The sequence below is a fragment of the Rhizobium etli CFN 42 genome, from assembly GCF_000092045.1.
GTDB classification, from domain to species: Bacteria; Pseudomonadota; Alphaproteobacteria; order Rhizobiales; family Rhizobiaceae; genus Rhizobium; species Rhizobium etli.
On sequence record NC_007761.1, the window covers coordinates 342729 to 363212 of the forward strand.

At 63.4% G+C, this 20484-nt stretch carries 16 protein-coding genes; 4 read left to right on the plus strand and 12 right to left on the minus strand.

Annotated elements, in window-relative coordinates; translation table 11 throughout:
- Positions 1-57: 57 nt before the first annotated feature.
- The 5 genes from RHE_RS01700 to RHE_RS01720 form a co-directional block, all read right to left on the minus strand.
- Positions 58-3615 carry a DUF5801 repeats-in-toxin domain-containing protein gene (locus RHE_RS01700; protein WP_011423720.1) on the minus strand — a complete coding sequence of 1186 codons (3558 nt, stop codon included), beginning with the start codon at positions 3613-3615 and terminating at the stop codon, positions 58-60.
- Positions 3616-4224: 609 nt separating this feature from the next.
- Positions 4225-4626, minus strand: coding sequence for a GFA family protein (locus RHE_RS01705; protein ID WP_011423721.1), 402 nt, complete (start codon positions 4624-4626; stop codon positions 4225-4227).
- Positions 4627-4636: 10 nt separating this feature from the next.
- Positions 4637-6166 (minus strand): S10 family peptidase, encoded by a 1530-nt coding sequence (locus RHE_RS01710; RefSeq protein ID WP_041678529.1) that lies wholly within the window; start codon positions 6164-6166, stop codon positions 4637-4639.
- Positions 6167-6253: 87 nt separating this feature from the next.
- A complete protein-coding gene (locus RHE_RS01715) occupies positions 6254-7543 on the minus strand; it encodes a CynX/NimT family MFS transporter (protein ID WP_011423723.1) in 1290 nt (429 codons plus the stop codon).
- Complete coding sequence (locus tag RHE_RS01720) at positions 7540-8217, minus strand: FadR/GntR family transcriptional regulator (protein WP_011423724.1); 678 nt, start codon at positions 8215-8217, stop codon at positions 7540-7542. Before RHE_RS01720 ends, RHE_RS01715 begins: the two co-directional genes overlap by 4 nt.
- Before the next feature lie 505 nt (positions 8218-8722).
- Between RHE_RS01720 and RHE_RS01725 the strand changes: the two genes are divergently transcribed.
- Entirely contained in the window at positions 8723-9535 is an 813-nt protein-coding gene (locus tag RHE_RS01725) for a class II glutamine amidotransferase (protein ID WP_011423725.1), read from the plus strand.
- 122 nt (positions 9536-9657) lie between these two features.
- Here the strand turns inward: RHE_RS01725 and coaBC are convergent, their stop codons facing one another.
- Complete coding sequence (coaBC, locus tag RHE_RS01730; protein WP_011423726.1) at positions 9658-10866, minus strand: bifunctional phosphopantothenoylcysteine decarboxylase/phosphopantothenate--cysteine ligase CoaBC; 1209 nt, start codon at positions 10864-10866, stop codon at positions 9658-9660.
- A gap of 158 nt (positions 10867-11024) precedes the next feature.
- Positions 11025-11789: an SDR family oxidoreductase gene (locus RHE_RS01735; protein WP_011423727.1), complete on the minus strand. Its 765-nt coding sequence runs from the start codon at positions 11787-11789 to the stop codon at positions 11025-11027.
- 125 nt (positions 11790-11914) lie between these two features.
- Between RHE_RS01735 and RHE_RS01740 the strand changes: the two genes are divergently transcribed.
- The 3 genes from RHE_RS01740 to RHE_RS01750 all read left to right on the plus strand — a co-directional run bounded on the left by RHE_RS01740 (position 11915) and on the right by RHE_RS01750 (position 14586).
- On the plus strand, positions 11915-12826 hold the full coding sequence (locus RHE_RS01740; RefSeq protein WP_011423728.1) for a LysR family transcriptional regulator: 912 nt from the start codon (positions 11915-11917) through the stop codon (positions 12824-12826).
- 138 nt (positions 12827-12964) lie between these two features.
- Complete coding sequence (locus tag RHE_RS01745; protein ID WP_011423729.1) at positions 12965-14203, plus strand: MFS transporter; 1239 nt, start codon at positions 12965-12967, stop codon at positions 14201-14203.
- The gene (locus RHE_RS01750; RefSeq protein ID WP_011423730.1) at positions 14200-14586 is read left to right on the plus strand and encodes a VOC family protein; all 387 of its coding nucleotides are present in this window, start codon (positions 14200-14202) and stop codon (positions 14584-14586) included. The genes RHE_RS01745 and RHE_RS01750 overlap by 4 nt, the downstream gene beginning before the upstream one ends.
- 30 nt (positions 14587-14616) lie before the next feature.
- Here RHE_RS01750 and RHE_RS01755 read toward each other — a convergent pair whose 3' ends face one another.
- The 5 genes from RHE_RS01755 to RHE_RS01775 all read right to left on the minus strand — a co-directional run bounded on the left by RHE_RS01755 (position 14617) and on the right by RHE_RS01775 (position 20416).
- The gene (locus tag RHE_RS01755; protein ID WP_011423731.1) at positions 14617-16278 is read right to left on the minus strand and encodes a urocanate hydratase; all 1662 of its coding nucleotides are present in this window, start codon (positions 16276-16278) and stop codon (positions 14617-14619) included.
- Between the two features lie 70 nt (positions 16279-16348).
- The gene (locus RHE_RS01760; RefSeq protein WP_011423732.1) at positions 16349-16678 is read right to left on the minus strand and encodes a TfoX/Sxy family protein; all 330 of its coding nucleotides are present in this window, start codon (positions 16676-16678) and stop codon (positions 16349-16351) included.
- A 3-nt stretch (positions 16679-16681) separates the two neighbouring features.
- Entirely contained in the window at positions 16682-17779 is a 1098-nt protein-coding gene (locus tag RHE_RS01765) for a DUF917 domain-containing protein (protein ID WP_042117775.1), read from the minus strand.
- Positions 17760-19040, minus strand: coding sequence for a Zn-dependent hydrolase (locus tag RHE_RS01770; RefSeq protein WP_011423734.1), 1281 nt, complete (start codon positions 19038-19040; stop codon positions 17760-17762). The genes RHE_RS01765 and RHE_RS01770 overlap by 20 nt, the downstream gene beginning before the upstream one ends.
- Entirely contained in the window at positions 19037-20416 is a 1380-nt protein-coding gene (locus RHE_RS01775; protein ID WP_011423735.1) for a dihydroorotase, read from the minus strand. Before RHE_RS01775 ends, RHE_RS01770 begins: the two co-directional genes overlap by 4 nt.
- Positions 20417-20484: the final 68 nt, after the last annotated feature.

A 20484-nucleotide genomic window follows, 5' to 3' on the forward strand; every position in this document is an offset into this window, starting at 1 on the left:
GACACCTTGCGCGATGGATCACGGGGGCAGCGAATGCTGCCCCCGTTTGGTCAGTTGTCAGGCGACGTCGACAAGGATGTGCTGCATCGCTGTCTGATCGCCATCGGCGTCCACCACATTGAAGGCGAAGTCGAGATTGGCGTTCGGCGTCTGCGTCACGGTCGAGGTGAAGCCGATATCGGTGATCTTCAGCACGTCGTTATCGGTGGCATCGAAGTCGACCAGACTTGACGTCGCATTGCTGCCGCCATTGGCGCCGGTCACGCTGTTGAGGTCGATCGCCGCAGCGGTGCCGGTGATCCCATTGCCCGACTGCATGATTTGCGCACCCTGCAACACGTAGTCTTCGCCGGCGGCGTTGTAGTCGTTCTGCTCGACAATCACGAGGCCGTCATTATTGTCGAGCGTGAACTCGGTATTATACGGCGCCGGAACCTGGCCGGTCTTGTAGATATCGGCGTTCGACACATACATCGCCCGGGTGATCGTCGAGTTGTCGTCCGCGTTGCCGGCTATGTTGTCGGCGCCGTTCTTGTCGATCAGGTTGAGGATTAGCATCAGATCCTCGCTGCTGCCGATGCCATCGAACTTGATGGCCATCGCGCCGGCGGTCGCCGTCGGGGTCGTGACTTCGTTGGCGATGCCGACATTGCTGTTGAAGAACCGCAAGGTCAGCAGTTCGTCTTTCTGGATCGTGTCGCCGGCGACACCGTTGGTGCTCTGCGTCGCCGACACCCAGGTTTCGTTGGTGTTGCTGACCATCTCGTGCCCGCCGGGGGTGAAGACGGTATCACTGGATGACCCCTCGCCATTGGTCGTGAGGCTGAACGGGTGGGATTTGTCGATCAGGTTGCCGGTGAACTGTACGTAGAAGTCTTCGTCCGCCGTTGTGTTCGGATCATCCGCCTGCAGTTTTTCCACCACGATCTCAGGATGGCCGGTATTGCCCGTCGGCTCCTTGGACAAGAGTTCGCTGGTGTGGAGCACGTCGAAGCTGAAGCCTTCGAGCGGATCCGTCAGCTGGATCGTGTAGGTGTCGGCGACCTTGTCGAAGACCAGGGTGCCGCCTGCCGTTCCGACCTGGTTGCCGGACGCCGGGTCCTTGTCATAGGTGAAGGTGAAGTTGAACGTTGCGGAAGTCAGGCTCTCCGAGGCGAGCGTTACATTCGAACTGAGAAGACTGCCGCCGCCGCCGCCGGTGATCGTGCCGGTCAGTCCGATCTGGACGCCGGCTGTCTGGGTGTCCTGGTCGACGAAGTCGGAGCCGCCATTCGTATAGAACGCGGCCGGATGAATGTCCGCGCCGATATCATAGCCGAAGGCGCCGCTCGCCGATGCGTTGAGTACATTGGCCAGGGTCTCATGCTCGATAGCCAGGGTAGCCGGGTTACCGTCGAACGGCTTGGTGATCGTCGGCCCGTCATCCTCGAAGTTGAGGTTCTGGCCGATATTGCGGCTGGCCGAGGCCTGATCGCCGTCACGGTCGGTGATGGTGGCGGTCAGGGTGACGAGGTTGGCGGCCGCCAGGGTGGTGCTGTCATCCGGGTCGCTGGCATTGGCATGGACGATTGCCCTTTGCTGGTCCAGGGTGACGACGCCTGCAGTGCTGACGCTGACGGTGAAGACGACCGCGCCGGCGGCGGATCCGGCGCGTCCGACGACATTGCCGCCTTCGAGGTAGAGCAGCACGGACTGGCCGGTTGCGGTGTCGGTGAGGCCGCTGGCACTGCCGGCCTGGCTGATGCCGAGTGCATAGGTGGTGGCAGCGGCGCCATCGGCCCCCGCATTCGAGGTGAAGGAGGTTGAGAAGTCACCGGTGGCGTTGGTCGTCAGGACGGTCTCGTCGACTGTCACCTGCGGTGGAGTGCCGCTTGCCGTAATACTAGGCCCGTCATCTTTGAAGTTGAGGTTCTGGCCGATATTGTGGGTGGCCGGGGCGTGATCGCCGTCACGATCGGTGATGGTGGCGGTCAGGGTGACGAGGTTGGCGGCCGCCAGGGTTCGGCTGTCATCCGGGTTAGTGGCGTCCGCATGAACGATTGCCCGTTGCTGATCGAGGGTGACGACGCCGGCAGCGCTGACGCTGACGGTGAAGACGATTGCGCCGGCGGCGGATCCGGCGCGTCCGACGACATTGCCGCCTTCGAGGAAGAGCAGCACGGACTGGCCGGTTGCGGTGTCGGTGAGGCCGCTGGCACTGCCGGCCTGGCTGATGCCGAGCGCATAAGTGATAGCGGTTGCGGCGCCGCCATCGGCCCCCGCATTCGAGGTGAAGAAGGTCGAGAAGTCGGCGCTGGCGTTGGTCGCCAGGACGGTCTCGTCCACTGTCAGTTGCGGCGGGGTGCCGGTTGCCGTGATGCTAGGCCCGTCATCGTCGAAGTTGATGAACGACCCAACTTCTTCATTGTAGGCGTTGCCCACAGCACCGCTGAAGTGCACCTCCTTCACATCGAAGAAGTCTTTCTCGGTGTCGATATTCTTGATGGTAAATCGGTCGAAGGTTCCGCCAGCTCCGCCCGCGGTCGTGAAATCGACCGTCACGCCCTCTCCGACATTCTCAAGGATCAGTCCGGTGCCGGTGAGGTTGACCGTGATACCGAGCTCCGCGGCCGTTTTTGTGACGCCGTTCAGCTTGAATGTCACGCCGGTGATGTTGATCTCGGTATCGTTATCGTCTGTGGGGAAGGCAGCGCCTTCGACATTGTCGTCATTGTTATAAGCGTGGATCTCGATGTCGGCGACGGTGCCGGTCGGTGTCGACTGTGAGACCGAGAAGCCGGCGCTGAAGACGTTCTCGATGTGAGAGCCGTAGTCGGGCGCGGTTGGCGTGTTGGTGAAATCCTTGCCCGCGCTCTGGGTGCCGCCGGTGATCAGGTCGATCTGGAGCTCGCGGCCGAAGCGAACGTCCTGGGATGCGACACCGAGGCCCTGCGTGCTGACGTTGACTTCCGCCTGCACGCCATTGTCGTGAGCGGTGACGAGGATCTTCTGCGGGCTGGCTGCGTCGGCGTCGAGAATATACCAGTTGTTATGCCCGGACGGAGCGTCGCCAAGCTGGCTGAAGTTGACCACCGAGGTTGCCGTAACCGACGCAAACACCTTGTTGGTCAGATCGATGCGGTCGTCGGCGTTGTTCGGATCGAGATGGAACAACGGCACGTACTGGACGGTGTAGAGGTCGGCAGTGGCGCCGGTGCCGACCAGCGCCAGCGAGAAGGCGAGCGGCCCGGTCTCGGCCGGCTCGGTGGCCGCGTTGGTGGTTCCGATGACGCCGATTACGACGTTTGGATGCGTCGCATCCTGAAACAGCCAGATGTAATTGCCGTCGACCGTGCGAAGGCCGCTGTTGACGCCGTCCGTGGTGGAGTACGGGGTCCCGGAAGAGTTCTGGGTGAGAACGACCGCGCTGATGGTTTCCCCGGCGCTCGCCGAGGCCACGACGAAATTGCTCTGGTAGGCGACCTCCGGCGTGGTCAGCCCACCGGCAGCGTCGAGGCTCAACAGATATTGCACCGTCGCATTGTTATGTGGCGCAATCGCTGGGTTGACGTCGTCGTCCTGCAAACTGGGGGTTTCGTCGATGATGAGATCTTGAGTTGTGATATCGAGTGCCATGGAGCTTCTCCCTCGGCTAGCTCGCAGAGGGTCACAGAGCCCGGATGCCGAACTGCATCCCCGGACCCACCCTCTTGCGTATTGAACCTAGAGCTCTCGATCGACTGCGATTGTGGTCGATCGAGAGGACTAGCTCATTCACAGTTGGAGGGTATTAGGACTAAAGTCCCTATACGCGTTACGACTAGAGTCCCAATCTAAGGCCGTCGTAATAGAGTCTCTGAAGATTACGTCCGCAAAATACAATACAAGGATGTAAAATTCAGCAGAATTCCGTTGAGTATTGCGGTAGCCCGTCGCGACGTATGCGCGATTCTCCCCTCGAGTTATATATACTATAAATTGATCTTGAATGCACTTAGTCAGTTCGAGCTAAAATTAGAGCAATATTAGCGGGTTCTCCTTTTGATGTTCGCGCGACGGTCGGGTTCACACCGCTCAGTTCCGGGAAGGCAGTAGAAGTCGCGAACGAAGGGGGCGGTCTTTGGCTTGCGCTCTCGCACAGGCTCATCACCGTGGTGGTCTCGCGACTCAACGTGCTGATTAAGTGGCTGATAACCGATTGCGGCCTACGACTCCCTTCCTCAGGTCATAGTCGTCCTGCTTCCGCTAGTCCTCGCCATGAAACCGCGGCAGCGGCTGAATATTTTCCACCCACGGCAGAGCCGACCGGCACCATATCTGTTTCTTTGGGGTCAGGTCCCGCCGCTGGTCGATGCCGCCGAGACGGATGCCGATCGCACGGCCTTCGCCATCCGTACGATAGAGCGGCGATCCGCAATTCGGACAGAAGAATTGCCGGCTGAGGGCGCCGCTGTCGCCATGCTTCGCATAGCTACGCGGTTCGCCCGAAACAAGCGTGAAGCTTTGCGGTTGCGCCGGCGCGGTGACGCGATAGGCCGAGCCCGTCAATCGCTGGCAATCGGTGCAGTGGCAGATCGTGACCCGCTCCGGATCGATTTCCGCCTGATAACGGATCGCCCCGCAATGACATCCTCCCGTTATATGCATCGGCAACTCCTCAATCCGCCGGTTGTGCGGCCGGGCGTGCGGCATAGAAGGCCTTGGCATCCGCCGTGAAGGCGGCCCGTTGATCGGCTTGCGTGTAGAACATATGGCCGCCATGATAGAGCTTCAGCCCGACGCGGCCATCGGCGAGCGACGGCGGCAGGTGGTCGACCACATAGCGGCTGACGCTGTAAGGCGTCACCAGATCGCTGTAGCCATGCGCGATCAGCAGATGGAAGGCCGTGTTCGAGGCGAGCAGCTGCCTGATGTCGTCGGTCGCGCTCGCCTGGAAGCGTGATCCGCCGCCGCGGCCGCCACCCCATTCCCAGCGCCGGCTGATATCGCCGTCGAGCAGCGAATAGGTCATCTCGGTTTTGAAGCCGAGCTCGTTGCGGGCATAATCGGCGAAGGCGCCGCCATAGGCGCGGGTGAAGCCGTCGAGGATGGCGTCGTCGCCGCGGTCGTAATCCGATTCCGGGTAAGGATCGGGCGCCGCGAAGGAGGCATCGTAGGGGCTTGTCACCTGACCGTCGCTGTCCGAGTGCTTGACGAAGGAATTGCCGAGGAAGCCGCGGTTGCGGGCGACGATATCCTGCGGAATGCCGGTGAGCCCGGCGACCCTGCCATAGAAGGATGCAGCATCGGCGCCGGTCGGCGGCGGGCCGGCGAGCGTCGTCAAATAATCGCCGAGCGCGAAACGCTCCGCTTGCCTCTGCTTCTCCTCGTCGAAGGCATTTTGCCGGTCGAGTTCGGCGGCAGCCAGCGACGGCAGCTCGAGCGCCGCGCCGAGCGCGAACTGGTCGGCATTGAACATCAGCTGCCCCTCGAGCAGCGGCGAGAGCATCACGGCGCCGGCGACGACAATGCCTTGGCTTTCCTGCAGGGTGGAGGCAACCTTGGCGGCGCGGAAACCGCCGTAACTCTCGCCGAGCAGATATTTCGGCGAGTTGGAACGGTTGTTATGCGCGATATAGAGCGCGATTGCCTTGGCGATGCTCTGGGCATCCGAGTTGACGTTGTAATAGTTGGAGGCGTCGTCGGCCTTTGCCGTCCGGCTCCAGCCGGTGCCGATCGGATCGATCAGCACGAGATCGGTAAAGTCGAGCCAGCTGTGCGGGTTGTCGACGAGTTTGGCATAGGCGCCGTCGCGTGCCTGCGGCCCGAAATCGAGCACTTTAGGCCCGACCAGCCCGAGATGCAGAAAGGCGGAGGCTGCGCCCGGCCCGCCGTTGAAGGCAAAGGTCAGCGGCCGATCCGCCCCGTCACCCTTGGCGACATAGGCGGTGTAGAAGATCGCTCCGGTCTGCGCTCCGTCCTGACCGAAGAGATCAAGAGTGCCGGCGGTCGCGGTATAGGCGATCTTCCGGCCGTCGGCCGTCAACTCGTGCTCCGTGACGGAGTCGGCCGGCAGCAGCTTCAGCACGCCGTCGCGCGCACTGCGCTCGACATTTGCCTGGCGCCCGCCGCGTTCCTGCGCCGGCGAAAGGGCAGGCCCCAGCGATGCCATCAACGCGGTGAGCAGAAACAGGGTTCGTATGCGCACGACTTGTCCTCCGGCGGATGCAGGCTGAGATAGCGTAGCATCCGCGCCTGGCGACCGGCATCAAGAGATGGTGATGGGCCGGTGAGCCTAGACTTTCTCGACCGCATGCACATTCACCTCCAGCGCCCGGCCGGCCCTCCAGCCGTTGATCGCGGCCCCGAGCCCGAGCGCGATGAAGAGAACCGCACACCAGGAAAAGCTTCCGGTCCAGCCGCGGATGAGGCCGACGATCAGCGGGCCGATTGCGGCGAGCAGATAGCCGACGCATTGCGCCATGCCGGAGAGATGGGCGGCAACATCGGGATCGCGCGAGCGCAGCACGATCGTCGTCATGGCGGCCGCGATCAGTCCGCCCTGGCCGATGCCTTGCAGCACCGCCCACAGCCAGACGCTCGAAAGCGGCGCAAAGAGCAGTCCAAGCAGAGCCATGACGGCGACGCCGCAGAGGCCGGCATTGATCAATCGCTGATCCCGGCCGCGCACGGCGATATGCGGCACGACGAGGCAGGAGGCCGCCTGCACCATCACCGAGAGCGATACGATCGCCCCGGCCGTGACGCCGTCGAGCCCGCGTTCGCGCAGGATCGGAACCAGCCAGCCGAAGACGCAGTAGGCAAGCGCCGATTGCAGCCCCATGAACAGCGTAACCTGCCAGGCCAGCCGGTCCCGCCAGAGTCCGTCGACGCGAAAGCCGTTTCGCCTTGCTCCGGCGCCGCTGCGAAGGACCTGCGGCAGCCAGATCAGACCGACGGCGAGCGCCGGCAGTGCCCAGGCGGCCAGCGCGCCGCCGAGAGAGCCGCCGAGAGCATGTTCGATCGGCAGCGTCAGCCCGGCCGCACTGGCCGCACCTGCGCAGAGCGCCATCGTATAAAAGCCGGTCATCAGCGCGGCGCGCGTGGGGAAGTCCCGCTTCACCAGTCCCGGCAGCAGCACGTTGCCGACGGCGATGCAGGCACCGGCAAGCGCCGTGCCGATAAAGAGCAGCGGCAGGGAGGAAAGCCCGCGAAAAGCTGTGCCGAGCGCAAGCAGCAGGAGAACGCCGAGCAGTGTGCGTTCGGTTCCGATGCGCTGGGCAAGACGCGGTGCAAGCGGCGAGAAGACGCCGAGGCAGACGACCGGAAGCGTCGTCAGCAGGCTGGCGCCGAGCGCGCTCAGCCCGAGTTCGGAGCGAATCTCCGGCAGGAGCGCCGAGGCGCTCGAAAACACCGGGCGCAGGTTGAAAGCGATCAGCACGAGGCTGGCGCCGAGCAGCAAACTGGCCGCACCATTCCGCACCGGCGTTGCCTGCTGGGCGGGAAGGCTGCCGGACTCGGCATCGATCAGCAATTCCTCGGCCACATCAAGCGTGATGGCGGCAGCGTTGGAAGGTGTATTCATGACAGGATCATCCGGTCGAGTGCCGCAAGAACGGGCGCCATGAAGCGGCGCACCGCGGCATCCGCCTGGTCGGGATCGCCGGTGTCGATCGCATCGACGATATCGACATGCGCCTGCATGTCGGGTTCGGGAATATCCTTGCCGAGCGTCGCCGCAATGGTGTCGGTGATCGAGGCCGAGAAGAAAGCGTAGATTTCGATCATCGCCCGATTGCCGGAAGCAGCGATGACCGCCTTGTGGAAGGCGAGGTCCCGTTCGATGAAGGCGGCTTCATCGCCGCCGGCGTAACTGCCGCGTTCATTCAGCAGCCGGCGCAGCTCGGCAATCGTCTCCGCCGTCTTGCGCATCGCCGTCAGGCGTGCCGCCTCGACATCGAGTGCTAAGCGCGCTTCGAACTGATCGCGCAGGCTCGCGCGCCGCGCCATGGTCAGCGGCCGGCCGGCGTCGCTGGTCGAACGCACATAGGTGCCCGACCCCTGCCGGGTTTCGAGATAACCCTGGGAGACAAGCACCCGCACCGCCTCGCGCACCGTGCCGCGGCTGACGGAGAGCATGGCCGACAGCGAGGCCTCGTTCGGCAGCTTGTCGCCGACCGCCCAGCGCTTGCCGACAATGTCGCTGCGGATTGCCTCGATCGCCTCATCGGCGAGATTGGTCTTGCTGACCGCCTGCATCTTCTACTCATAAAGTCATCTGATGACTTTATGAGTAGAAGAATCCCGATCGTCCGTCAATGTCGGAAATTCAGGCAATAAAAAAGGGCCGCCTCGGCGACCCTTTCCATGAGTTTGGCCTCGAACTGGCCTGGACTGTCAAAGCAGCCCCAGGAAGGCGGGTTTTAGAGCGAGGGCTGCCTCGCTTTCGTCACCTCTTCCATGCCCGATACGAGGTCCGAAATCTCATTAGACATTGGATCACCTTCCTTTCGTTCCGTTGCTGATAGACCCAAGGTAGGACGATTCGTGTCAGATGCAAGTAGAAATACCCTTGACGCAAGGATTCGATGAATGCCAGGCATTCACAAAAGAACACAGGCTTTCGCCGAATTTGAAGCCGGCATCCGTCACCAAACCGTCATGATCTGCTTGCAAATCGGTCGCGCGTTAAGCTGTTATTAGCCGTGGCGTTCGACAATTTAGAGCATGCCCGCCGATGCCGCGGGTTCCGGAGCAAAGAGCCATGTGTCGCTGGGCAGCCTATCACGGAGACCCTCTCTATCTCGAGGAGCTGGTATCTTCGCCCGCCCATTCGCTGATCGAGCAGTCCCACTGCGCCACCCGCGCCAAGACGGCGACCAATGGCGACGGCTTCGGCATCGCCTGGTATGGCGACAGGCCAGAACCCGGCCGCTACCGAGACATCCTGCCGGCATGGTCTGATTGCAATCTGAAGAGCCTGGCGCGGCAGATCCGCTCGCCGCTCTTTCTCGCCCATGTCCGCGCCGCCACCGGCGGCGGCACGCGCCGGGACAATTGCCATCCCTTCACCCATGAGACCTGGTCCTTCATGCATAACGGCCAGATATCCGGCTTCGAGCGCCTGCGCCGGCCAATGGAGGCGATGCTTGACGACGAGCTGTTCAACGCCCGCAGCGGCACGACCGATTCCGAGCTGATGTTCCTGCTGGCGCTCCAGTTCGGCCTGCGCGAGGCGCCGATCGCCGCGATGGCTAGTATGGTCGGCTTCGTCGAAGATCTGGCCGAAAACACCATCGGCTCGATCCTGCTGCGCTTCACCGCCGCCTTCTCCGACGGCAATACGCTCTATGCGATACGCTATGCCACGGATCGCAAGGCCCCGACGCTTTATGCCTCGCCGGTCGGCGCCGGCTATTGCCTCGTCTCCGAGCCGTTGAACGACGATGTCGACGCCTGGGCGGAAATTCCCGATGGCAGCGCCGTCACCGTCGGCAAAAACGGTATCAACGTCGCCGATTTCCGGCCGGAAAATCGGAGCGTCGCCAAGCTGCAGCCTTTGGCCGCCTCCGCATAATCTTCGTCGAAAATCGAAAGCGATTTTCTAAAGCGTCCGCGATCGTTCAGATCAGCTTGTCACGCTTTAGGTGTTGGTTTTCACGCATGTCTTTGTCGCAAACCGCTGCACAGTTTTGCGAACTATGCGTGGAAATGCTCGGCGATCAGCGCCGCCAATCTTTCGGCAACCTCTTCCTTCGCCAGGTCGGGCCACCGTTCGACGCCGTCGTGGCGGATGAGTCTGACGCTGTTGCGGCTGCCGCCCATGATGCAGGTCGCCGGAGAAACGTCGTTGGCGACGATCATGTCGGCGCCCTTCCTCTCGAGTTTCGCCCTTGCATTGCTCTCCACGTCCTGCGTCTCGGCGGCAAAGCCGATCACCAGTTTCGGCCGCATCGTATGATGGCCGACGGTTTTGAGAATGTCGGGATTTTCCGTCAGCGCCAGCGTCGGAATGGATTCGCCCGGATGTTTCTTCAGCTTCTGATCGGCGGCCGAAGCGACGCGCCAGTCCGCCACCGCTGCCACCATCACGGCGATATCGGCCGGCAGCGCCGCCAGCACGGCATCACGCATTTCCTCCGCCCGCTCGACATGCACGGTGTGGACGCCGACGGGGTCGGCGATCGCCACCGGCCCGGAGACGAGCGTCACCTCGGCCCCCAGTTTGGCAAGCGCTGCAGCGATCGCATGGCCTTGCCGGCCGGAGGAGCGGTTGGCGATGTAGCGCACGGGGTCGATCGGCTCATGCGTCGGTCCTGAGGTGACGATCGCCTTGCGTCCTTTCAGCGGTTTTTCCCCGTCCTCGAGCATGGTTTCGGCGGCAGCGACGATGTCGAGCGGTTCCGCCATGCGGCCGAGCCCGGCCTCGTGGCTTTCCGCCATCTCGCCAGCCATCGGCCCGACAAAGCGGACGCCGTCTTCCCGCAGTCTTGCCGCATTGCGCCGGGTCGCCGGATGCGCCCACATTCTGGGGTTCATCGCCGGAGCCGCAAGCACCGGCCTCGCCGTTGCCAGGAGCGCGGTCGAAGCGAGATCGTCGGCAAGGCCGTTCGCCATCTTCGCCATCAGATCGGCGCTGGCGGGCGCAATCAGCACGAGATCGCAGTCGCGCGCCAGCCTGATATGGCCGACATCCTGTTCGTCCTGCCGCGAAAACAGATCGGTGAAGACGTGATCCGCGGCCAGCGCACCGACGGCAAGAGGTGTCACGAATTCCTGTGCCCCCTTGGTCATGATGGGACGCACACTTGCGCCGCGCTCGCGCAGCCGGCGGATCAGATCCAGGCTCTTATAACAGGCGATGCCGCCAGAGATGATGAGGAGGATGCGTTTGCCGCTGAGAGCCATGGCTTTCTACCCGTCGCCTTTTTCTGCCCGGCCTCGACCCTAAGCCTTTGGCGTAGAACATGCAATCGCGTGAACGACATGCGTCGGCTCCGCTTGATCCGGCCGGCGGGTTGGAGAGAAACCACCAACCCGCCGGCCGGAAATCGCCCCGCGCCGTCTCAGCTGCGGGTGATCGAAATGCCGCCGTCAACCAGCGAAGCCGTGCCGGTGACGAAGCTGGCATCGTCGGAGGCAAGGTAGAGAACTGAGCGGGCGACCTCCTCAGGCGTCGCGACACGCTTCAGCGCATGCATATTGGTGATGGCAGCCTGCTTGTCCGCCGTATCGTTCATGTCCCGGTACATGTCGGTATCAACGGCGCCCGGCAGGACGGCGTTGACGCGCACGCCCTGCTGTCCGAATTCGGCGGCCAGCGCCTGCGTCAGGCCGATCAGGCCGGATTTGCTGGCGGCATAGGCGGCAACGCCCGGAAAGGCAAAGCTGTAGCCGACGAAGGTCGAGGTGAAGATCACCGAACCACCGCCATTTTCCGCCATCGCGCCGATCTGATGTTTGGCAGCGAGGAAGGATGCGGTCAGATTGACCGCCAGCGCCTCGCTGAAGCCTGCTTCCGAGACACCGGTGCTCGGACCCGCTTCGCCGATGATGCCGGCATTGTTGAAGGCGATGTCGAGCTTGCCGTAATGGGTCAAGGCGGCCGCGACCAGCGCCTTGTGATAGTCTTCCGACCGGACGTCGCCGGCGACGGCCACCGCTTCGCCACCCTCGGCCTTGATCTCCGCGACCAGGCTGTCGAGTTCGCGCTCGCGGCGGGCGCCGACCACGACCTTGGCGCCTTCGGCAGCAAAGAGCTTTGCCGTGACGCGGCCGATGCCGGAGCTTGCGCCGGTGACGATTGCGACCTTGTCGTTCAAGCGGTTCATGGTTCCATCTCCTATGTTGAGGCGAGGCGGCCCCTGCCGTCCCTTCCGTTGAATGGAAGATGGCATTTTCCTTTCGTTCGGATTAGTCTCCAGATCGGGGAATTCGAATTCGGAAAGACCGAACAATGATCAAGGTCGAAGGCATTGCCGCTTTCGTTGCCGTCGTCGAGGCCGGCTCGGTCAGCGAGGCGGCCCGGCGGCTCAGACTCTCCAAATCCGTCGTCAGCGAAAGGCTGGCAGAACTGGAGAAGGCGCTTGGCGGCACGCTGCTGCACCGTACGACGCGCAAACTTGCTCTGACGGAGGACGGTGCGGTCTTCCTGGAACGAGCCGGGCGCATCGTGCGCGAGATCGAGGAGGCCGCCGCCGACATGGCCGAGCGGCGCGGCACGCTCTCCGGGCCGATCCGCATTGCTGCACCCGTCACCTTCGGCCGCATGCATCTCGGTCCGGCGCTCTATCCCTTTCTCACCGCACATCCCGATATCCGCCTGACGCTGGATATCGACGATCGCCGTGTCGATGCCGCATCGGATGGGTATGACGCCATCATCCGCAACGGCCCGCTCGCCGACAGCCGGCTGGTCGCCTGGAAGCTCGCGCCGAGCCGCCGCCTTCTCTGCGCCTCGCCGGATTATCTCGCCCGCCAAGGAATGCCGCGCTCGCTCGCCGACCTGAACAATCATCGCGGTATCTTCTACACCAATCGCGGTGTCGCCGACTGGCGCTTCCAGACGCCGGAGGGGGCGATCCTCGTCCGTGCAAAACCGGCGCTCGGCATCAACAACGGCGATATGCTCCGCGACGCCGCCATCGCCGGCCTCGGCATTGCGCTGCTGCCCGCCTTCATTGCCGGCCCGGCTATTCGCGAGGGCCGGCTTGCCGAAATCGATGTCGGTCACAGGCCGGAGGCCGAATTCATCTATATGGCCCATCCCGCCGGTCGGAACCCTTCGGCCAAGCTGCGCGCCATCGCCGATCATCTGAAGAAGAGTTTTGGCGATCCGCCCTATTGGGATATTGCGGATAGAGCATGATGCCGAAAAGTGTGAGCGGTTTTCGGGCGACATCATGCTCTAACTCTTTAATGTAGAACAGGATTCAGATTTTAGGCCCACCGCTCAAATCTGAATCCTGTCTAACCCATGAATTCGAAAGTCCGTCAGGATGAAGATATGCCGCCCTCGGTGCACGCCGTGAAGACCGTGCTCACAGGAGAAAAGCGCTATTTGACACGCGGCACCGGTGCCTATCGCCGCGCCAGCCTGGCGCTTTTCCTCTCCGGCTTTTCCACCTTCTCGCTTCTCTATTGCGTGCAGCCGCTGCTGCCGATCTTTTCGCAGGAATTTTCCGTCAGCCCGGCCGAAAGCTCGCTGTCGCTGTCGCTCTCCACCGGTTTCCTCGCGCTCGCCATCGTCTGCGCCGCCGCCGTCTCGGAAGGGCTCGGTCGCCGCAGCCTGATGTCGATTTCACTGGTCGGCGCGGCCTTGTTGACGGTGGCCACGGCTTTTGCGCCGAACTGGCACCTGCTGCTCGTCATCCGCGCCGTTGAAGGTCTCGTTCTCGGCGGCGTGCCCGCCGTCGCCATGGCCTATCTCGCCGAGGAGATCGATCCGCGCGGCCTCGGCGCCGCCATGGGCCTTTATGTCGGCGGCACGGCCTTTGGGGGCATGTCCGGCCGCGTGCTGACCGGCATCTTCGCCGAATATCTCGGCTGGCGGCCGGCGCTGTTTCTCATCGGCGCCATCGGCCTTGTCGCGGCGCTCGGCTTCATCGCCCTGCTGCCGCCATCGCGGAATTTTGTCCGCCGGCCGGGCTTCGACCCGCGTTTCCATGTCAGGGCCTGGCTCGGCCATCTCGCCAATCCGGCGCTGCCCTTCATCTTCGCCATCGCCTTCCTGGCGATGGGCTCCTTCGTGACCATCTACAATTATGCCGGTTTCCGCCTCGTGGCGCCGCCTTACGGCCTCAATCAGACCGAACTCGGCTTGATCTTCACCGTTTATCTCTTCGGCATCGGCGCCGCCTCGATCGGCGGCCTCATCGGAGATCGGATCGGGCATTTTCGCGTGCTGCTCTTCGGTCTGGCGCTGACGGCCGCCGGCAGCATGCTGACGCTCTCCGCCGCGCTGCCATCGATCATCCTCGGGATTATTGTGCTGACGGCCGGCTTCTTCATGAGCCATTCCATTGCTAGCGGCCTCGTCGGCAGGCTGGCGCACGGCACCAAGGGCCACGCCTCGTCGCTCTATATGCTGGCTTATTACGTCGGCTCCAGCCTCATGGGGTCGGCGGGTGGCTGGTTCTGGGCAATCGGCGGCTGGGCCGCCGTCGTCGTCTTCACCCTTGTCATGCTGGCGCTTGCCTTTATCTCCGCCTGTGTCGCGCAGCGTCTTGCAAGGGAAAACGCATGATCCGCATCGACCGTCTCGATCATCTGGTGTTGACCGTCGCCGATATCGCAGCCACCTGCGATTTCTATTCCCGCATCCTCGGCATGTCGGTCGAAACCTTCGCGGAAGGCCGCAAGGCGCTGAAATTCGGCCGCCAAAAGATCAACCTGCATCAGGCCGGCCACGAATTCGAACCCAAGGCCAAACATCCTATCCCCGGGTCCGGCGATCTCTGTTTCATCGCCGAAACGTCGATTGCCGGGGTCATCGCCTATCTGCAGGCGTCCGGCATTGTGATCGAGGAAGGTCCGGTCGAACGCACCGGCGCGACCGGACGGTTGCGTTCGGTTTATTTCCGAGACCCAGACGGCAATCTCATCGAAGTTTCGAACCTGATCGACTGACGCTCGATGGGCCGATATCCGCCTCCCGGCTCAATCCGGCCGGATATAGGGCACGTCTTTCTTCGCCACCTCATCCAGCGCCTCCTCGTAACCCGCATCGGCGTAGCGCATGACACCAAGGGCGGTGTCGTTGGTCAGCGCATGGTCGAGCCGCTCGTCGGCGGCGTCGGTGCCGTCGGCGATGACGGTGACGCCGCAGCTCGTCATGTAGCCGGCATAGCCGCCGCCGCCGGAATGGACGACGACGAGATCGGCCATCGAGGAGCACAGCATCATCGCATCGATCAGCGGCCAGTCGGCGATCGCGTCGGAGCCGTCCTTCATCCGCTCGGTCATGATATTCGGATGCGCCATGGCGCCGGCATCGAGATGGTCGCGGGAGAAGGCGACGGGACCTTTGAGATCGCCGCCCGCAATCAGCGCATTGACACGCCGCGCCAGCATCGTGCGTTCGCCATGGCCGAGCCAGGCGATGCGCGACGGCAGGCCCTCGAAGGGTACGTGCTCGCGCGCCAGCCGGATCCAATTGGTGATGATCTTGTTATCGGGAAACATCTCGATGAGAAGATCATCAATCCGGGCGATATCGCTCTCCTCGCCTGACAGAGCCATCCAGCGGAACGGGCCGATCGCCCGGGCAAAGAGCGGCCTGAGGTAGGCCTCGGTGAAGATTGGAATATCGAAGGCATTGGTGACACCGCCCTCTTTCGCCTGAGTGCGGATGAGGTTGCCATTATCGAAGACTTCTGAGCCCTTCTTTTGGAACTCTAGCATCGCCGTCACATGCTCGACGATCGAGGCGCGGCTTGCCGCCATCAATTGCCCCTGGCCGTCGTCGCGCAGGCCTTTGACCTGATCAAGGCTCATGCCCTTCGGTGCGTAGCCATAGACGAGGTCATGCGCCGAGGTCTGATCGGTGACGATATCGGGCACGATGCCGCGCCGAGCGATCTCGGGATAAACCTCCGCCGCATTGCCGACGAGCCCGACGGACAGCGCCCGCTTCTCTTTTACGGCTGCATCGATCATCTGAAGGGCGGTATCGATATCCGGCGCGATCTCCTGGAGATAGCCGATCTGCTGGCGCTTGCGCGCCCGCTCCGGATCGATGTCGACGCAGAGGATCGCCGCGCCCGCCATGCGACCGGCAAGCGGCTGCGCGCCGCCCATACCGCCGAGTCCGGCCGTCAGCACGAAGCGGCCGTGGAGGTCGCCGCCGAAACGCCGTTCGGCGATGCGCATGAAAATCTCGTAGGTGCCCTGGATGACGCCCTGGCTGCCGATATATTGCCAGGCCCCTGCCGTCAGCCCACCCCAGCAGATCAGCCCTTTGCGCTGCAGCTCGTAGAACACTTCGGCCTTTGCCCATTGCCCGACGATGTTGCAGTTCGCCATGATGACGAGCGGCGCCCGGGCATGGGTCTTTACGAGCCCGATCGGCTTGCCGGACTGGATGAGCAGCGTCTGACCCTCATCCATCTCCGTTAGCGCCTTGACGATGCCCCTATGCGCCGCCCAGTTGCGGGCGGCCTTGCCGAGCGCGGCATAGACGATCAGATTGTCGGGATCCTCGCCGACGGCGAGCACGTTTTCGAGGAGCCGCAGCAGCGCCTCCTGCCGCCAGCCCTTGGCGCGCAACTCCGGCCCGCCGGGAATCGGAAATTTCGGATGGCGTGGATTGGCCTTCGGCATCACGGGTTCCTCGCTTGGTTCTCTGCTTTTCCCTTCTTCCCGGCCGGGGAGAAGGGGAATAGCTAATTGGTCACTTGCCTGGCAGCGATTCCACATAGGCAAGCGCCGCATCGAGCAGACGCCGTCTCAGGGCATCGTCGCCGTAAGCCTCGGCGGAGGCGCGCAGCCAGCCGTGCATGACTCGCTCGCCCATCAGCATCCGGTTTACGCCCGGCAGCGCCAGCGCCCAATCATCATTGCCCTTGCCGAGACGGATCAGCATGCCGTCACTGCGCGCGCCGCAGAGAAGATTGCCGTTCAGCAGGAAGGCGCGGCCGCCGAACATGGATTTTTCGCTGAGGCCAGGACGATCGTCGAGTTCCTCACGTAGCAGTTCTTCAAGGCCGGGATCGCGTGCCATGGCTCAGGCCTTCGCCGCCAGCGCATAACGCGCGATCTCGATTCCCATCGCCTTCTCGACGACGGGATAAACTGTCGGATCGAGCACGCTAGCTGACAGCGGAATGATATCCATCGGCACATGCAGGATGAAGACATGCATGCCTTCCTGCAACTGCCCGACGCTCAGCGGCTCGCCCTCAGGCGACAGTGTGGTGATCACAGCGGGGAAGGTCGCAAGCCGCCCGCCATCCGCATCGTCCACCGCCATATATTCGTTCATCACATGCAGCGTCACTGATTTGTCGCGCGAACCGACGGCGATGGTGCCGATGTCGAAGGCCTCCTTGGTATAGACGACGTCTTTGCGGGTGATGGCGCCTTCGGCGAGGATATGTCCGCCCGTCGTCTTGCAGATCGCATCGATGATCGCTGGCCCGCCGCGCTTCTCCGCCGCAATAATTGCTTCTCCGAGCGCAAGTGCCATCGAGATGCCGCCGAGGGCTGCATGGCCCCGGACATACGACGCCCTGAGCGGATTGCGGCAGCTGGCGATGAAACCGCCGGACTGATCGGCGGCGGCGCGCAGCACCGGCGAGATTTTTGCCGTCGCGCCCTTCACCACGAGCTCGATGTAGCGGTTCTCGGCCCTGTTGCCGCCGACGGCGGTCTGGATCATCGGCTCGGGTGAGGCGGCCATGCCGATCGAACCCATGTCGCCGGTCGGGTGCGCGCGGATATCGCCGACGGCATCGACCACCTTGGTGCCGAGGATCGCCGACGGCAGCCAGCCGTTGAGCGTCGAGGATTTACCGTTCTGGCCGATGATCAGCCCGGAAAGCTTTTCGCCGAGCGCCTCCTGCAAGAGCTGCACGGCCTTCACATAATCGACGCCCTGCATTTCCCAGGGCGTGGTGGAGGCCGGCGCGCCGATCGCGGCCGCCGTGGCGATCCAGGCGTCATCCTTCAATTCGTCGATCGACACCAGTTCAGGTTTGCCGATGGTGACGGCCGCAAGCCCAAGCATCCGCCCGTGATCGGCCCAGCCGCCGCCGCCGGCGGCATAGACGGAGCCGCCTTTGACGGCGGCTTCCACGTCCTTCTCAACCAATATACGTCCCATCGGCCTTCTCCCGCTTCGAATCCTTATCCATCTCGCGCGCCGCCTCGAAAAGCACGGCTGCGCCGAGGGCGATATCGTCATTGTCGGCCCACTCGTCGGGGCAATGGCTACGACCCTTCCGACAGGGCACGAAGACCATTGCCGCCGGCGCCACCTTGGCAATCCAGGCCGTATCGTGCCCTGCGCCGGAGGCCATGCGCCGGTATTTTGCGCCGACGCGCTCGCAGGCGGTCTCCAGCGTCGAAAGCAGCGCGGCATTGCTGGGCGTCGGCAGATTGTCGGAAACCCGGTTCGGCGTCTCGATCATCACGCCGTAGGCGGTCGCCAGCTTTTCGACATGGCCGTCGAGCCAGCGGCAGAATGCCTCCATATCGGCGCGGATTTCCGCGCGCCCGTCGATTAGCAGCACGACCTTCGAGGGCACGACATTGGCCGCATTCGGCTCGATCCTGAACTCGCCGACCGTCGCCGCGAAATGCCCCGGCGTCTTGGAAAGCTCGGCGGCAGCATTGCGGATGTCGAGCACCAGCTGCGATGCCGCCACCAACGCATCCGCCCGCCTGTCCATCGGCGTCGTGCCGGCATGGTCAGCCCGTCCTTCGACGGTGATTTCGATGCGGGTAATACCTGCAATGGCGGTGACGATGCCGATATCCTCCCGTTCGGCTTCGAGCACCGGCCCCTGCTCGATATGGAGCTCCAGAAAGCCGGCCAGATCGGGCCGCTTCTGTTGTCCCAGCACGCCAGGCTCCCCGCCCGCCTGGGCGATGCCGCCGGCAAGATCGAGGCCGCCGCTTTCCCGCGACAGCCAGGCCTCCGGCAGCTGGCCGGTCATGCCGCGGCTGCCGATGCAGGAGACGCCGAAGATGCTCACCTCCTCGGCAAGGAAATCGACGATCTCGAGATCGTGGTCCAGTTCCATGCCCTGATCATGCAGCGCCCGCGCCACCTCAAGCGCCGAGACCACCCCGGCAATGCCGTCGTAGCGGCCGCCCTCCGGCACCGTGTCGGAATGCGAGCCGATCATGATCGTGCCGAACCAGGGCTTCCTACCGGTTCGCCGGCCGATCAGATTGCCGGCGGCATCGATCCGTGTTTCCAGCCCTGCCGCCTTCATCCGCGCCTCGATATAGGCCCGGCCTTCCATGAAGAGCGGCGTGAAAGCCCGCCGTGTCCAGGGGCGCCCCGGCTCGGTAATACCGGCAAGCGCCTCGATATCTTCAGCGATCCGGCCGGCATTGACTGGAAGATTGCGGCTCATGTGGCGGCTCCCGAAATGATCTGGCGCGGCGGCGGCCGGACGAACCGCCCAGTGCCGGGCGCGGCCATTACCTTGCCGCCCTCGGCGATTCTTTCGCCCCGCAGATAAGTGGCGGAGACGGTCCAGGGCAGGCGAATGCCGTTATAGGGGCTCCAGCCGACGACGTTGTTGCCGCTCGCAGCCGCATCATAGATGCTTTCGCGCGGTTCCAGCACGGCGATATCGGCGTCCTTGCCTGATGTCAGCGCCCCCTTGATGTGGTCAAGCCGGAAATGCTTCGCCGGATTCTCCGCCATCAGCCGCGCGGCCCAGGTCAGGGGAATGCCGCGCTCGAGAGCGCCCTTGATGAAAAGCGGGACCATCACCTCGAGGCCGGGAACGCCGGATGCGTTGGCGAGCATATCGGGATCGGTCTTGCGGTTTTCCGACCAACTGACGTGATCGGTCGAGACCAGCCAGACATCACCCTCTGCGACCTTCCGCCAGAGCCTCTCCACCTCGGCGCGTGGTCGCACCGGCGGATTGATCTTCGCCTTGCCCCCCAGGCGCCTCACGTCGTTTTCCTCGTCGAGAGTGAGATAATGGATGCAGCATTCGACCGTCGCGGCAAAACCGTCGCGGCGGTAAGCCCGGGCGATGTCATAGCCGCGCCCGAGAGAGCAGTGCACCACATGCGCAGGGCAGCCGGTATTGGCCCCGGTTTCGAAGATCGTGTGCATCGCCAAGAGTTCGGTAATCGCCGGCCGAGACAGGCCGTGCGCCCGCCAGTCGGTGATGCCGCTTGCCTTCACCTGCTCCATATAGCTGCGCACGGCCTCGTCATCCTCATTATGCACGCCTGCCGTCAGCCCGGTCGGCGCGATTGCCGCGAAGCAGGCGTCGAGTAGAGCGGGGGGAATGCGCGGAAAACGTTTGGGATCGGTGCCGAAGGTGGAAAACTTGAAGGCGGCGACGCCGGCCTCGGTCATCTCCGGGATCCGCGCCGGGCCTTCTTGCGGATCGATGGTGCCGTAAAGGGCAAAATCGACCCGCGCCTGCGGGGCGGCATGGTCGATCTTCCGCTTGACCGCCGCCGCCGAGCAGACGAGATTGCCTTCGTCATAGGGCATGTCGACGATCGTAGTCACGCCGCCGGCCGCTGCCGACCGCGTCGACCAGACGAAATCCTCCTGATCCTTCTGGGACAGCGAATGCACCTGCGCGTCGATGGCGCCTGGCAGGATCAACGCTCTTCCGAGCAGATGCCGTTCGCGCGCTGCAGGCGGGACGCCGAGGCCGACTTCGGCGATCTTGCCGGCATGCACGGCAACATAACCCTCTTCGACGATGCGGTTCGGCAACACCACCGTGCCCTGCAGAACGAGATCGAAGTCCATGCCGCTTCCTCCCTAGACTGACGTCGGAACCGTTGCCGGCCGAAACGTGATGCCAAAGCTTGAACGTC

Coding starts and splice junctions, on each gene's coding strand:
- RHE_RS01770 (WP_011423734.1), bottom strand. CDS start 19,040: ATGAGCCGCAATCTTCCAGTCAATGCCGGCCGGATCGCTGAAGATATC.
- RHE_RS01750 (WP_011423730.1), top strand. CDS start 14,200: ATGATCCGCATCGACCGTCTCGATCATCTGGTGTTGACCGTCGCCGAT.
- coaBC (WP_011423726.1), bottom strand. CDS start 10,866: ATGGCTCTCAGCGGCAAACGCATCCTCCTCATCATCTCTGGCGGCATC.
- RHE_RS01740 (WP_011423728.1), top strand. CDS start 11,915: ATGATCAAGGTCGAAGGCATTGCCGCTTTCGTTGCCGTCGTCGAGGCC.
- RHE_RS01760 (WP_011423732.1), bottom strand. CDS start 16,678: ATGGCACGCGATCCCGGCCTTGAAGAACTGCTACGTGAGGAACTCGAC.
- RHE_RS01775 (WP_011423735.1), bottom strand. CDS start 20,416: ATGGACTTCGATCTCGTTCTGCAGGGCACGGTGGTGTTGCCGAACCGC.
- RHE_RS01745 (WP_011423729.1), top strand. CDS start 12,965: ATGCCGCCCTCGGTGCACGCCGTGAAGACCGTGCTCACAGGAGAAAAG.
- RHE_RS01705 (WP_011423721.1), bottom strand. CDS start 4,626: ATGCATATAACGGGAGGATGTCATTGCGGGGCGATCCGTTATCAGGCG.
- RHE_RS01720 (WP_011423724.1), bottom strand. CDS start 8,217: ATGCAGGCGGTCAGCAAGACCAATCTCGCCGATGAGGCGATCGAGGCA.
- RHE_RS01735 (WP_011423727.1), bottom strand. CDS start 11,789: ATGAACCGCTTGAACGACAAGGTCGCAATCGTCACCGGCGCAAGCTCC.
- RHE_RS01700 (WP_011423720.1), bottom strand. CDS start 3,615: ATGGCACTCGATATCACAACTCAAGATCTCATCATCGACGAAACCCCC.
- RHE_RS01765 (WP_042117775.1), bottom strand. CDS start 17,779: ATGGGACGTATATTGGTTGAGAAGGACGTGGAAGCCGCCGTCAAAGGC.
- RHE_RS01715 (WP_011423723.1), bottom strand. CDS start 7,543: ATGAATACACCTTCCAACGCTGCCGCCATCACGCTTGATGTGGCCGAG.
- RHE_RS01755 (WP_011423731.1), bottom strand. CDS start 16,278: ATGCCGAAGGCCAATCCACGCCATCCGAAATTTCCGATTCCCGGCGGG.
- RHE_RS01725 (WP_011423725.1), top strand. CDS start 8,723: ATGTGTCGCTGGGCAGCCTATCACGGAGACCCTCTCTATCTCGAGGAG.